Origin of the sequence: Blautia sp. An249 (genome assembly GCF_002159835.1) — a bacterium.
GTDB lineage: Bacteria > Bacillota > Clostridia > Lachnospirales > Lachnospiraceae > Blautia_A > Blautia_A avistercoris.
In genome coordinates, this window is record NZ_NFJL01000016.1 from 34,773 (window position 1) to 46,822 (window position 12,050).

Consider the following 12,050-nt stretch of genomic DNA (forward strand, 5'->3'; position numbering starts at 1 on the left):
CTGATTAACCGGCTGCGCGGTCTTTTCGTCTTTTCCGAACAGCCGGTGCAGCCAGCTTTTGATTACCGTGAACAATGTCATACACCTCCTTGTCGAGTTTTTCCTGCCGTTCCAAAACGGCATAGAAGTTGTTGGTCTGATACGGGCGCTCCTTGGGCCGGATGACGGCCACCTTGATGATATTGCCCACGATCTTTTCCAGGGGCTGACCGTGTTTTTCATACATCGCCAGCATGAAGAAGGGCAGCATGACCAGCATCATACACATGGCAGCCACGCTGTTTCCCACAGGCCCCCGGAGCAGGAAGAAAAGCGGTACGCCGATCAGCGCACCGCCGCCGAAGCAGACAAGCTGCCTCTTGGTTAAGTTGAACGCGACCTTGGTTTTGACTTTCGTAAGATCCTTGGGTACAGGTACATAAGCCAAAGGGATTACCTCCTTCCTGGTTAATGTGCATTGAAAACGGATTTTGCGAGGCTGCCGGTCTTAAAGAGCGTAAAGCACAACAGGACCGTATAGCCCACGCAGCTCCAGATGGCCATAATGATGTCGGATTCGGTGGCAATACTCTGCACCAGCACGGCGTAGATCGCCACACAGACGATGATGAGAAATGCCTGGAAGCCCAGGGCGATCAACGAGCGCAGATAGTTCTGGCCCATACCGCCCCATTCCTTGCCCATCATGGTGGCCATAGGGATGGGAGCCACCGAGGTCACAAGGTAAATCTCAATCATACGGCCATAAATCACGATAAAGATACAAATGTAAAGCGCCCACATGGTAATGCCGATAAAGAGCGACTGGAACCACAGGCCGAACAGCGGCCCCAGGTCCATATCCATCAGCCGGGACTCCATATCGGTCATGACAGAGGAGATGTCGATGGAAGCGTCGGAACCGATGATGCCCGCCGCCTGCGCCACCACACTTTGAGCTGCGTCAAACACGCCCATCACGATGTTCCAGGTGTTTGAGACGATGAGGATGGCAGCGGCAGATTTGAACACCCATTTGAAGATCATCCAGGTGTCCACATCATGCAGGTTGTTCTTGTCGGTAATCATCTGAATCAGCTCCAGCGTCATCACGATAGCCAGGATCACGCCAGCAATCGGCACCATGATGGAGTTGGAGAGATTTTGGATCATGCTGAAAATACTCCCGTTCCAGCCCTGAGGGGTCTGGCCCACCTGTGTCGCAATGTCTGCGACCTGCTGGTTCACGCTATCGAACATCCCCGATAAGTTGCTCATAATGCCGCCTACCAACATTTCCTTGAGCCAGTCAGTAAGGGCATCGAGTAAGAAATCCATACGGTGTCAACCTCCTTTCAGCCGCCCCCGCTTGGGGGCAGGGGCGGCAAGGATTTCTTATGACAGCTTAACGACGGGAGCGATCAGACGGTGAACAGGCTGGAGAGCAGGGGTACGAGGACCATGCCGACCACGGCGACGCCAGCGCCAGCCATGAGCTGCTTCATGCCCTGGGACTTCGCACCGGGGTTGTCGTTGCCGTAACCTTCCAGCAGGTTGATGACACCCCAGATGCCGAGACCAGCGCCCAGAGCGATAACGAGGGTCTGAAGAACGGTGATAGCCTGATTGAAAAATGCCATAAATTATAGTTAGCCGGAATCATTTGAAAAGTTTGATTTAGTCATTCATAGGCATACAAAAGCCGGAACAATCGGCACCCGGTTTCCGGGGCCTGATTCCGGCTGTCCTCCTTTTTTCATTATTTTTTGGTGATTGTCCGCTTTGTACGCCGATGGCCCCATCCGGGGCGGTTGAGGCGGGTAGATAAGATCACTCCTATTACAATAAATTTGGACAGGAAAGCCGGACAGCCAGTCCGGCTTTCCCTCCATCTCGTGCCTAAGCTACAATGAGAGGAGCAACTGGCTGACCAATCACTCCTTGGGCTTGTATGTCCGTGTGAAAGACTGTTAGCCATCCTCTCGTTGCAGCGTTCGATTTAAGCAGGTTGAACCACCGGATGTCGGAGAGTTCGTGTCACACAATAGATTGAATCGGCAGCGAGAAAAGATGGATTCCGGTTGCAGATTCTTTGTATTGGAGGAATGTGAATGAACTGCGTTGGCATCGATGTTTCCAAGGGTAAGAGCATGATTGCAGTCATGCGGCCCTTCGGAGAGGTAGTGGTTTCACCCTTTGAAGTACGTCACACCGCCAATGAACTGAGCGAGCTGGCAGGACTGCTCAAAAGCCTGGACGGCGAGACCCGTGTGGTGATGGAATCCACGGGTAATTACCATGCTCCGGTGGCCTGGCTGCTCCACGACGCGGGCCTTTATGTCTCGGTAGTCAATGCAATGCTGGTGCATGACTACGGAAACAACAGTTTAAGACGGGCCAAAACCGACAAAAAGGATGCCGTAAAGCTGGCCAACTACGGTCTTGACCACTGGCTCACATTGCCGAGATATATCCCGGAGGAGGATACCCGACTCATGCTGAAAATCTGCTACCGGCAGTACCAACAGTATTCCAAAGTTCAGACCATGCTGAAGAATAACCTGATCTCCCTGCTGGACACCACCTTCCCAGACGCAAATCGCTTGTTTACCAGTCCGCCCCGCGCCGATGGCAGCGAGAAGTGGGTGGACTTTGTCGCTACTTTTTGGCATTGCGAGTGCGTTTGTGGCCGGTCTGAGAAGGCCTTTACTACCCAATACCAGAAGTGGTGCAGAAAGCACGGCTACAATTTCAGCGAGGATAAGGCGCTGGATATTTATGCCTCTGCTTGCAGACACTTCGGTGTCATACCGAAAACGGATACGGCAAAACTTTTGGTAGAACAGGCCATTTCTCAACTCCAGACAACTTCTTCCGCGTTAGCTGCTCTCAAACAGGAGATGCAATCCCTGGCAGCTTCTCTGCCGGAGTATCCTGTAGTGATGGGGATGTTTGGTGTTGGCCCAACCCTCGGCCCTCAACTCCTGGCTGAAATTGGCGATGTACGCCGTTTTCATTCCAAAAAAGCGTTGGTTGCCTTTGCGGGTATTGACGCCCCGCCCTACCAATCCGGTCAAATAGATGTCCGTAGCCGTAGCATTTCCAAGCGAGGATCTGCCTCACTGCGCAGGACGCTCTTTCTGGTGATGAGCGTCATCCTGCAATGTGCTCCAATAGACGAGCCGGTGTACCAGTTCATGGACAAGAAACGCTCTGAAGGCAAGCCATATCGTGTCTACATGATGGCCTCTGCCAACAAGTTCCTGCGCATCTACTACGCTTCTGTGAAAGCCTACTTGGAATCCCTGGAGCACGACTGATTTTTACACTCTATACCATCTGGCTGGCCGCCGTTTTAATTTTGAGATGCTCAGCGGCTTGATTTTGTATTGCATTTTTTCGCCTCCCTAAAAATCTGAAATTTCTACTTGACTTTTATTAGCAGGTCTTTCACAGCGGAACAGATTTACACGCCCTCTGCGTCTACTTCATACACATCGTAGACCTCGTTGGGCTTGAGCTTGAGCCGGGTGGACAGGAACGCCTCGATGTCAAAGGCGTTCTTGGGGTCCGCGTCGGCGGTGTACGGGTAATTGGGGTGCTTGGTGATGTCGTACTTGTCCGAGAGGAAAGGCCGCACACCGCGCAGCTGGAGGATACACTTGCCGCCGTCCATGACGGCCAGTTCATCCTGGCTCATAAGCTCTTTGCCGAGCTTTTGGTAGTTAAGAGAATGGGATGTCTCGCGGCCCCGGCTCTCGCCGGTGTTGTAGGTGTCGATGGTCTCCTTGCCCAGCACGGCGGCCAGCTCCTTGAGGGTTGTCGGCTCTTTGCCGCCCAGGAAGATGGAGGTATCCATGTTGCCGATGATGGTATCGGCGTTGTCCTTGTAGATAGCTTTGAGCTGGGACTGTGCTTGCAGCACCAGGCAGGCGGAAATCTCACGGCTTCGGATGGTGGCAACCAGCTTTTCCAGCCGAGGGATCTGTCCAATATTGGCGGCCTCGTCAATGAGGCACCGCACATGGACCGGCAGCCGCCCGCCGTACACATCGTCCGCTTTTTCGCAGAGCAGATTGAACAGCTGGGTGTAGCACATGGAGATCAGGAAGTTAAAGCTATCGTCCGTGTCGCTCATAATCAAGAACAAGGCGGTTTTCCGGTCTCCCAGGGTATCCAGCTCCAGCTCGTCGTAGGCCGTGACCTCCCGCAGCTCCGCGATGTCGAACACGGCAAGGCGCGCACCGCAGGAAATCAGGATGGATTTTGCGGTTTTGCCCGCAGCCAGCTTGTACTTTTTGTACTGACGGACGGCGAAGTGGTTGGGCTTCTCTGCCTCCAGCGCGTCAAACATCAGGTCCACGGGGTTCTTGAACTCCTCGTCATCCTCCCGGACCTCCATCGCGTTGATGAACTCGATGAGGGTGGAGAAATTCTGTTCCTCCACCGGGGCCTCGTAGTGGATATACCCAATGAGGGCGCAGTACAAAAGCGTCTCGGCCTTAACCCAAAAATCGTCCCCGGCCTTGCCCTCGCCCTTGGTGTTGGCGATCAGCGTCGTGACCAGTTTCAAGATGTCCTTTTCGGAGTGGATGTAGGCAAAGGGATTATAGTGCATGGACTTCTTGAAGTTGATGGTATTGAGGACTTTGATCCGATAAGGCTCATAGATGTCCTTGCCGTGCTTATCCTTCATGGGCTTGCCGTCCTTGCCCAGCTTGGGTGTGCCGCGCTGAAGCATTTTGCCGCACTCCACCAGGATGGTGCCTTTTGGGTCTGTCACCACATAGGAGCTGTGCATCTGCATCAGGTTCGGTTTCAGCCAGAAGCGGGTCTTGCCGGAACCGGAGCCACCGATCACCAGCACATTTTTGTTTCTGGCGGTCTTGGGGTCCTTGGGGCGGCTGTTCATGGTCAGGCTCTCGGTTTTAGTCAGAATCACATTGTTCTGGAACACCGGGTCGATGTAGGGTGCGATGTCCTCATGGGTGCCCCAGCGGGCGCTGCCATACTCCATACCGTGCCGGTACTTCTTGGCGTTCTTGCTTTTGAGATACACGGCCAATCGCAGGCCAGCGCCGCAGCACAGCCCCACCAGCAGGTCCAAAGGGTGCAGGCTGGGCCACCAGCTGGCCAGCGCCACCGGCAGCGTGGAGAAGAACGAAAGCATTTTTGCCGAAGCGTCCGCACCCACGGCCATCCGCCATCCTTCACCGAAGTTGGTTGCGAACAGCCCCATCAGGATATAGGGCATATTCAGCAAAAGGAGCTTTTTGATGTCAAGTTGCTTTTTCATCTTCATCGTTCCAGCTCCTTCCGCTTGTTCCGGTCCACAACGGCGTGTTTCACCAGCTCTTTGAACTGGCTCAGCTTTGCCAGCACGGACGGACGCTCTGTTTTCTGCGCCTTTCTGACCTTCTTGCCGGTGTACTCGGTAAAGGCAGCGGTCAGGGCATCCGCATCGCGGCCTTTGAAAAAGATCAGGTACTTGGGCGGGGAGCTGCTGCGGTCCTTCTTCACCGCATAGTCAACGCCGTATTTCCGGGCGATCTTTTCAAACTCCTTGATGGAGGGGTCGGTGATCTCGATGTTGGAAACGCCCTGATTCTGGCCGATCAGCTGCTTCACCGTCTGTTTGCCGTGGGGAATCACGGGGGTATCCCGGCTTTTCTGCTTTTGCAGCTTCTTTTCCTTGCGGTGGGCAAGGTACTTGGTGATGGCGGCCTTAAACAGCCGCCCGGTAAACTTTGTTCCGCTGACTACCAGCGTCAAAGTCCTGTTTTCCACTTCCTCCTGCATAGGTCATCGCCTCCTTTCCACGGATTTTGCAGGGGTGGCGCTTGATACTAAGGCGGGACCACCAGCCGCCGCAGCAGGTATTTCATCATGGCAGGCTCCTTTCAACGCAGCTGATCGGAGCGGTCATAGTACAGATGTCCCTGGCGCACCTTGGCATGGCTGAGAATCTTGATGTGGCCCTTTTCCTGGTTCTCCAGGCTTTTCTGGTATCCGGCCTCCGTCAGAAACAGGCGGGTCCGTTCGCCTTTCCAGCCCACCGGCGAATCGTGGGTCAGCACATCGAAGATAATCATGTGCCGGGTGTCCTCGGCAAACCGCTCCAAATCCATGTACTCATGGCCGTGGTAGTTCTGCGCCCCGGCCTTGAGCCGCATTTCCTCCATCAGCTGGCCCACGGTCTTACGCTCAGGCATGGCGCGCACCTCCTTTCCCGCGTCCCTGGCCTTTCACAGTCAGGATACCGTCCAGGGTGGTAGCGGTGATCCGCAGGCGCTCAGCGGTGGCGATGTCATTCTTCACGGTCTCGTCGATGCCGTGGCCGCAGACCACCAGCACATGGGACCGGCGCAGATAGTCTCGCACCATATCCAGCCCGTCCTTGTGTTCCTGGGGAATCTCGTCCTTGAGGAAGGTGGACAAGAACAGAACCGGGCAGATGGGCGAATACCCGGCGTCGTACACCTGGCGGCAGTAGGTGGCAGCGTTCTCGGCGTTCTCATACTGGTTGTTGCTCCAGGGAGCCGTAATGTAGGCAAGAGGTCGTTTCATGGCAAAATCCTTTCTCCCGGTATTGCCGGGCAACAGAAAAGCGGCTGTTTACCAGCCGCCTGTGTTCATATCGTGATTGACTTGTACGGTGTAGTGATTGCTGATCGTGGTGGGCGCGTTGAACAGCACTGCAAGCAAATACTGTTTCATATTGCGGACCTCCGTGGTGTTTTTCTGCATACCGTCCATGACAAATCGGATATGCTCGCTATCCAGCTTCAAGAACCGGGAGCGCACGACTTCATGGGGAAAGTCGCTGCCAGCGATCCGAGTGGTTTTACGTTTGGCACAAACGGTCTCCACCATCAGCTCCACAATCTCGTCCAGGTCCTCACGGTAGGTCGAAAACTCTCTGCACAGATAGTCATACTCGATGTTCTCCAGAATCAATTCCCGATAATTTTCTATCTCTGAGACAGACATCGCATCCCTTCCTTTCCGTTCCGGCAGCTGTGCTGCCGCTGTTTCCCGGAAGGGAATGGAATCGGTACTTGCTCCATGAGTATTTTGTTTTTGAGTATTTGGTTTCTCTATATTTAATTCTGCGGGCTTTTCCGTATCCGGTTTATCCAGATACGGGTTTTCCGTATCTGGTGAAGCCGTATCTGGTACAGCCGTATCCGGCCTTGGCGTTTCTGGCTGCCTGGGCTGGGGTTTCTCATAAATCACATACTCGGTGTCGCTGATCCGGCCTTGTTGGTCCCGCAGCTGGTTCCGCACGATGTAACCGGCGGTTTCCAACTCCCGCAGCGCACTGCCGATGGCATCAACGCCCTCCTTGCAGATTTTCGCAAGTCCACGGGTAGTATAGTTCCAGTCATCAGGCAGGGATAACATCATGGAAAGAAGCCCCTTTGCCTTGAGGGATAGTTCGTGGTTCCGCAGGTGATGATTGCTCATCACGGTATAATCTTTGGTCCGTTCAATGCGAAAAACGGCCATTGACTTCACTCCTTTCTAATTTTAGGGCATGAAAAAAGCCACAATCCTTCGTGAAAAAGACTGTGGCTTTCAGCTGTTTTTGTTGTTCTGCCAGGGCCGGTAAGGACGCTTGTACTTCGGCGGATGACTGAACATCGGCTCATGCTCCGAAAACGGGAGGGTCTGCAAAACCCGGTCAATGTCGGTGGATTCCATATCATACTGGGACTGGCAACTTTCCCGGATGGCATCTTTGATGCTCTGGACAGTACACATATTCATTCCTTTCCTTTCGTAGTGATAATGAGTTTACGGGTGGCGGCGGCGCTTGTCCGGTTTGAAGTCGAGCACATGGCCCTCGATCACACGGGCATACCGCTTGATTTTGATTTCCCGACGCTTCTGGCTTACGAGGGCGGCCTGATACCCGTCCTCCGTAAGAAACAGCCGCATATCATCGCCGGGGCAGCCGTAGGAACAAGGGCGCTGAACGGAAAACTCGATCATCCAGCGGGTGCTGTCCTGAAAACGCTCTACGGCCAAGATATTGTGTCCTTTCAGCTCACGGGCTGAAATATCCCTCATAGGCGGCTCCTTTCATCGTTCCTGGTCTCTCTGGCGCTTCTTCTGCCACGCCTCCAGCAGTTTGATAATGGTTTCCTGCATCCGCTGGGGCGTATAGCTTTTGGGGAAATACTTCCGCAGGGTGTCGGAGGTGAAAGTCACTTTGTCGAGATCACTTTTCTTTTCCTCACCCATGATGACGCGCATCATATCGAGGGTCAGATGTCCCTCCTGGCTGTATTTCTTGAGTCGCTGAGCCTGGGAGAGAGAGGGGGTAGCCTGTTCGCTGTCCATCGCGTCCAGCAAATCCCGCTGTTCTTCTTTTTTGAGAAAGGACAGCTCATAAGCCGGATTGAGGGCGATTTTCTTTTCATCGACCATATCCAGCAGTTCGGGAATCAGCTCCGTCAGGCGGATATAGCGCTGCACCTGGTTCCTACTCGAACCAGCCTGCTGCGCCAACAATTCATCTGCACGCAACTTCGTCCCAAGTTGGGACGAAGTTAAGTCCCCCCGTGCGCCTTGGTGTTTCATAGCCTCCAGCTTCATCTTGTAAGCAAAGGCCCTTTCGCTGGGGAGCAGGCTTTCACGTTGTAAGTTGCTGTCCACCATGATGATAGTGGCAGCATCATCGTCCAGGTCTCGGACAATGACAGGCATGGTTTCTTTCTCGGCCAGCTCACTGGCCCGGTGCCGCCTGTGACCGGCAACCAGCTCATAGCCGCCCTCCGGGTCCGGGCGGGCGATCGCCGGAACCAGAACACCATACTGCCGAACGCTGTCGGCGGTCTCCATCATGGCCTCGTCATCCTTGACTTTGAAGGGATGCCCCTTAAATGGGTGCAGCTCAGACAGCGGAATTTCCTGTATCTTCTCCAGCTTGGCATCCTGGCGGCTTTCCTCGGTGGAAAACAAATCATCGTATGGAGCCAGCTCTACTTTTTTCGCGCTGCTTTTCAAGTTTTATCACCTCCTTGGTCAGATTCTTATAGCCCTCGGCCACCTTGCCATTAGGGTCATGGGCAAAAATGCTTTTGCCCTCGGCGCTGATCTCCTTTGCCCGGACAGAATGGGGAATCTCGGTGCCGAACACCTTGATTTTGCTGCCATAGGTCTCCCGCAGCAGGGCGGCAATCTCCTTGGCGAAGTTGGTGCGGTTGTCCACCATCGTCAGCAATATGCCGTCGATCTGGAGCTTGGGGTTGATCTGCCGCTTCACCTTGTTTACGGTCTGGAGCAGCTGTTCCAGGCCCTTGGCGGGCAGGTACTCCGCCTGAACGGGGATTATGACCCTGTTGGCGGCGGCCAGGGCGTTGACCGTGAGCATACCCAGGGATGGCTGGCAGTCAATCAGGATATGGGAATACTGTCCCTTGAGCGTGTCCAGATACTGCCGCAGGATGGTCTCTCGGCTCATGGCGTTCACCAGGGAGACCTCCATGCCGGAGAGCTGGATGTCTGCGGGCATCAGGTCAACGCCCTCCGGGTGGTGCAGGATACCCTCGCCGGGGCGCAGCGGCTCGTCCATCAGGATACGGCCCATCGCGTCGGACAGGGTAAAGGGCAGCTTGTCCGGCTGGGGGTGGCCCAGGCTGATGGTCAGGCTGCCTTGCGGGTCCCCGTCGATCAGCAGCACTTTCTTTCCGGCCTGCGCCAGCCCAATCCCCAGGTTCGCGCAGGTGGTTGTCTTGCCAACGCCGCCTTTCTGGTTGGCGATGGCGATGATTTGCGTGTTCAATGACTTCACCTCATTTCTGAATTGTTCTATGGCTTCTGGAAATAGAAAAAGCCGCCACTTCAAAAATTGAAAGTGACGGCCTTTTCTTATCCCGGAATGAAATTCCCCGGAAACGCAAAAAGCGCCCAGTAGAAAATACTGAGCGCTTGGCGATTAGATTTATTCTCTTTTGTTCAAATTAGGTCAAATTCAGACAAACCGTTTTCACGAAAAAGGTCTCTTGGAGATGTATAAATAAACATCCCCTTGGCATCCCAAAATCGCGTCTCGGTTGTCCTATTTTTTAACCCATAAGCCCTCTTTTTGGGGTGGTTGTCCACCATTTAACCCATAGAAAACGGGTTAAAAGAGGCTTCGTTCTGTCAAATTGCGTCAAACCATTTGAAAAGGAAAAACCCCGGAAACCGCGTAGTTCCGGGGTTTTTGACCACTTTTGATAAAGTTTAGCGCTTGCTGAACTGCGGAGCGCGACGGGCAGCCTTGAGGCCGTATTTCTTTCTTTCTTTCATACGTGGATCTCTTGTTAAGAAACCTGCAGCTTTCAGTGCCGGTCTGTAGTCAGCGTCTGCCTGAAGCAGAGCTCTGGCAACACCGTGTCTGATAGCACCGGCCTGTCCTGTATATCCGCCGCCGTGTACATTGATGATCGCATCAAATTTGCCTTCTGCTTCTGTAGCAACTAATGGCTGACGTACGATCACTTTCAGTGTCTCTAAACCAAAATATTCATCAATATCTCTTTTATTAATTGTGATTTTACCGGTTCCAGGTACCAGGTAAACTCTTGCGATTGATTTTTTTCTTCTTCCTGTTCCGTAATATTTTGCGTTAGCCAATATTCTCTACCTCCTCACTAAAATGTTAATGTTTCCGGTTTCTGAGCTTCATGTTTGTGCTCAGGTCCAGCGTAAACGAAAAGCTTCTTTAACATGCTTCTTCCTAAAGGTCCTTTGGGAAGCATACCTTTTACTGCCAGTTCGATTACCTTTTCCGGTTTCTTATCTAACATTTCTTTTAATGTAGTCTCTTTCATTCCTCCTACATATCCAGAATGACGATAGTAGATTTTCTGTTCTAATTTCTTTCCGGTCACTTTCACCTTATCCGCATTTACAACGATTACATAATCACCGGTATCTACGTGAGGTGTAAACTGTGGTTTATTCTTTCCTCTTAAAACGCCGGCGATTCCTGATGCCATACGGCCCAGTGTACAGTCAGCAGCGTCAACTACATACCATTTTCTTTCGATTTTATCTGGATTAGCCATATAAGTCTGCATGGTTATACCTCCTGTATATAATCTGTATCAATCAATATTTTGTCTGCATTTCTTATGCATTTTTCATATTTTTGAAACGTTCATGCGGATAGCAGAATGTCCGAACTGCTTTGAGACGTCTGAGCCGGGGCTTTGGCTTATAGACATCTTCGCACTACGTCACATTGAGTTATTATATTATATCTGGTATTTTGTGTCAACCATTTTTCCGCCTTATTTTCGATTTTTAATCAAAAAAAGCAATCCCCATCAGCGTCAGCCCATGAGCCGGAGCTGTGGGTCCGGCAGCTTCCCGGTCACAGGCTTCTAAAATCTCTTTTACCTGTTCCGGCGGATACTGTCCGTTTCCCACTTCTATCAGAGTCCCCGCAATAATCCTTACCATATTGTACAGGAATCCCTCTCCGGAGATACGAATGGTGATCATATCCCCGTCTTTCCATATTTCTATAGCTGTTATGGTACGGATGGTGCTTTTTACCTGAGCCTTCGCTCCGCAGAAACTTTTAAAATCATGACGGCCAATGAGATACGATGTGGCCTCCCGCATTTTTTCCACATTCAGGGGATAGTGATAGAAATAAGAATACAGTCGTTCCGTGGGCACCGGAAACCGCCGGTTTAAGATCCTGTATTCATAAGTCTTTTCGCTGTCGCAGTATCGGGGATGAAATTCCGCCTCCACCTCTTCCGACAACTGAATGCGGATGTCCTCCGGAAGCCGCTGATTTAAAGCATAGGAAATCTTATCCCCCGGAATTCTCGTATTGGTATCGAATACCGCCACGTTTCCCAGGGCATGAACGCCCGCATCCGTTCTGCTGGCTCCGATTGTCTCGATTTCTTCCCCCAGAAGTTCAGACAGTTTTTCATTTAAAATCCCCTGAACGGTTACTCCGTTGGGCTGTACCTGCCACCCGCAGTAGTTTGTTCCGTCATATGCCACTACCAATCCTACCCGTTTCATAAATCCTCCTTAAAAAGCCGCTGCAAAATCCA

16 protein-coding genes are annotated in these 12,050 nt (G+C 52.5%); 1 reads left to right on the forward strand and 15 read right to left on the reverse strand.

The annotated features are described in order from the left end of the window. Positions 1-4 precede the first annotated feature (4 nt). The 3 genes from B5F53_RS14170 to B5F53_RS14180 form a co-directional block, all read right to left on the reverse strand. A complete protein-coding gene (locus B5F53_RS14170) occupies positions 5-427 on the reverse strand; it encodes a PrgI family protein (protein ID WP_002578789.1) in 423 nt (140 codons plus the stop codon). A 20-nt stretch (positions 428-447) separates the two neighbouring features. After that, positions 448-1,317 (reverse strand): VirB6/TrbL-like conjugal transfer protein, CD1112 family, encoded by an 870-nt coding sequence (locus B5F53_RS14175; protein WP_002578790.1) that lies wholly within the window; start codon positions 1,315-1,317, stop codon positions 448-450. An 83-nt stretch (positions 1,318-1,400) separates the two neighbouring features. After that, positions 1,401-1,619, reverse strand: a complete 219-nt coding sequence (locus tag B5F53_RS14180; protein ID WP_002588903.1) for a Maff2 family mobile element protein — start codon at positions 1,617-1,619, stop codon at positions 1,401-1,403. 471 nt (positions 1,620-2,090) lie between these two features. Here B5F53_RS14180 and B5F53_RS14185 point away from each other — a divergent pair, with 471 nt between their 5' ends. Continuing rightward, a complete protein-coding gene (locus B5F53_RS14185) occupies positions 2,091-3,299 on the forward strand; it encodes an IS110-like element ISEnfa110 family transposase (protein WP_002382856.1) in 1,209 nt (402 codons plus the stop codon). A gap of 146 nt (positions 3,300-3,445) precedes the next feature. Here the strand turns inward: B5F53_RS14185 and B5F53_RS14190 are convergent, their stop codons facing one another. The 12 genes from B5F53_RS14190 to truA all read right to left on the reverse strand — a co-directional run bounded on the left by B5F53_RS14190 (position 3,446) and on the right by truA (position 12,018). Then, on the reverse strand, positions 3,446-5,275 hold the full coding sequence (locus tag B5F53_RS14190; protein WP_026649524.1) for a VirD4-like conjugal transfer protein, CD1115 family: 1,830 nt from the start codon (positions 5,273-5,275) through the stop codon (positions 3,446-3,448). A gap of 2 nt (positions 5,276-5,277) precedes the next feature. Then, positions 5,278-5,778 (reverse strand): PcfB family protein, encoded by a 501-nt coding sequence (locus B5F53_RS14195; protein ID WP_002576352.1) that lies wholly within the window; start codon positions 5,776-5,778, stop codon positions 5,278-5,280. 101 nt (positions 5,779-5,879) lie between these two features. After that, positions 5,880-6,191 carry a DUF5720 family protein gene (locus B5F53_RS14200; protein ID WP_002576353.1) on the reverse strand — a complete coding sequence of 104 codons (312 nt, stop codon included), beginning with the start codon at positions 6,189-6,191 and terminating at the stop codon, positions 5,880-5,882. After that, on the reverse strand, positions 6,184-6,546 hold the full coding sequence (locus tag B5F53_RS14205) for a DUF7768 domain-containing protein (protein WP_002578791.1): 363 nt from the start codon (positions 6,544-6,546) through the stop codon (positions 6,184-6,186). The genes B5F53_RS14200 and B5F53_RS14205 overlap by 8 nt, the downstream gene beginning before the upstream one ends. A 48-nt stretch (positions 6,547-6,594) precedes the next feature. Continuing rightward, complete coding sequence (locus B5F53_RS14210) at positions 6,595-7,488, reverse strand: DUF6017 domain-containing protein (protein WP_002576355.1); 894 nt, start codon at positions 7,486-7,488, stop codon at positions 6,595-6,597. A gap of 69 nt (positions 7,489-7,557) precedes the next feature. Continuing rightward, positions 7,558-7,743: a hypothetical protein gene (locus B5F53_RS14215; RefSeq protein ID WP_038270780.1), complete on the reverse strand. Its 186-nt coding sequence runs from the start codon at positions 7,741-7,743 to the stop codon at positions 7,558-7,560. Positions 7,744-7,776: 33 nt separating this feature from the next. After that, positions 7,777-8,052 (reverse strand): DUF5720 family protein, encoded by a 276-nt coding sequence (locus tag B5F53_RS14220; protein WP_002576357.1) that lies wholly within the window; start codon positions 8,050-8,052, stop codon positions 7,777-7,779. Positions 8,053-8,064: 12 nt separating this feature from the next. Further along, positions 8,065-8,991 carry a ParB/RepB/Spo0J family partition protein gene (locus tag B5F53_RS14225; protein ID WP_002576358.1) on the reverse strand — a complete coding sequence of 309 codons (927 nt, stop codon included), beginning with the start codon at positions 8,989-8,991 and terminating at the stop codon, positions 8,065-8,067. Next, positions 8,948-9,769 (reverse strand): ParA family protein, encoded by an 822-nt coding sequence (locus tag B5F53_RS14230; RefSeq protein ID WP_002576359.1) that lies wholly within the window; start codon positions 9,767-9,769, stop codon positions 8,948-8,950. Before B5F53_RS14230 ends, B5F53_RS14225 begins: the two co-directional genes overlap by 44 nt. Positions 9,770-10,212: 443 nt before the next feature. Continuing rightward, positions 10,213-10,605 (reverse strand): 30S ribosomal protein S9, encoded by a 393-nt coding sequence (gene rpsI / locus B5F53_RS14235; RefSeq protein ID WP_087224473.1) that lies wholly within the window; start codon positions 10,603-10,605, stop codon positions 10,213-10,215. 17 nt (positions 10,606-10,622) lie between these two features. Further along, complete coding sequence (gene rplM, locus B5F53_RS14240; protein WP_087224475.1) at positions 10,623-11,051, reverse strand: 50S ribosomal protein L13; 429 nt, start codon at positions 11,049-11,051, stop codon at positions 10,623-10,625. Positions 11,052-11,277: 226 nt separating this feature from the next. Further along, positions 11,278-12,018: a tRNA pseudouridine(38-40) synthase TruA gene (gene truA, locus B5F53_RS14245; protein WP_087224477.1), complete on the reverse strand. Its 741-nt coding sequence runs from the start codon at positions 12,016-12,018 to the stop codon at positions 11,278-11,280. Positions 12,019-12,050: the final 32 nt, after the last annotated feature.

Coding starts and splice junctions, on each gene's coding strand:
- B5F53_RS14175 (WP_002578790.1), bottom strand. CDS start 1,317: ATGGATTTCTTACTCGATGCCCTTACTGACTGGCTCAAGGAAATGTTG.
- B5F53_RS14180 (WP_002588903.1), bottom strand. CDS start 1,619: ATGGCATTTTTCAATCAGGCTATCACCGTTCTTCAGACCCTCGTTATC.
- B5F53_RS14185 (WP_002382856.1), top strand. CDS start 2,091: ATGAACTGCGTTGGCATCGATGTTTCCAAGGGTAAGAGCATGATTGCA.
- B5F53_RS14190 (WP_026649524.1), bottom strand. CDS start 5,275: ATGAAAAAGCAACTTGACATCAAAAAGCTCCTTTTGCTGAATATGCCC.
- B5F53_RS14195 (WP_002576352.1), bottom strand. CDS start 5,778: ATGCAGGAGGAAGTGGAAAACAGGACTTTGACGCTGGTAGTCAGCGGA.
- B5F53_RS14200 (WP_002576353.1), bottom strand. CDS start 6,191: ATGCCTGAGCGTAAGACCGTGGGCCAGCTGATGGAGGAAATGCGGCTC.
- B5F53_RS14205 (WP_002578791.1), bottom strand. CDS start 6,546: ATGAAACGACCTCTTGCCTACATTACGGCTCCCTGGAGCAACAACCAG.
- B5F53_RS14210 (WP_002576355.1), bottom strand. CDS start 7,488: ATGGCCGTTTTTCGCATTGAACGGACCAAAGATTATACCGTGATGAGC.
- B5F53_RS14215 (WP_038270780.1), bottom strand. CDS start 7,743: ATGTGTACTGTCCAGAGCATCAAAGATGCCATCCGGGAAAGTTGCCAG.
- B5F53_RS14220 (WP_002576357.1), bottom strand. CDS start 8,052: ATGAGGGATATTTCAGCCCGTGAGCTGAAAGGACACAATATCTTGGCC.
- rplM (WP_087224475.1), bottom strand. CDS start 11,051: ATGCAGACTTATATGGCTAATCCAGATAAAATCGAAAGAAAATGGTAT.
- truA (WP_087224477.1), bottom strand. CDS start 12,018: ATGAAACGGGTAGGATTGGTAGTGGCATATGACGGAACAAACTACTGC.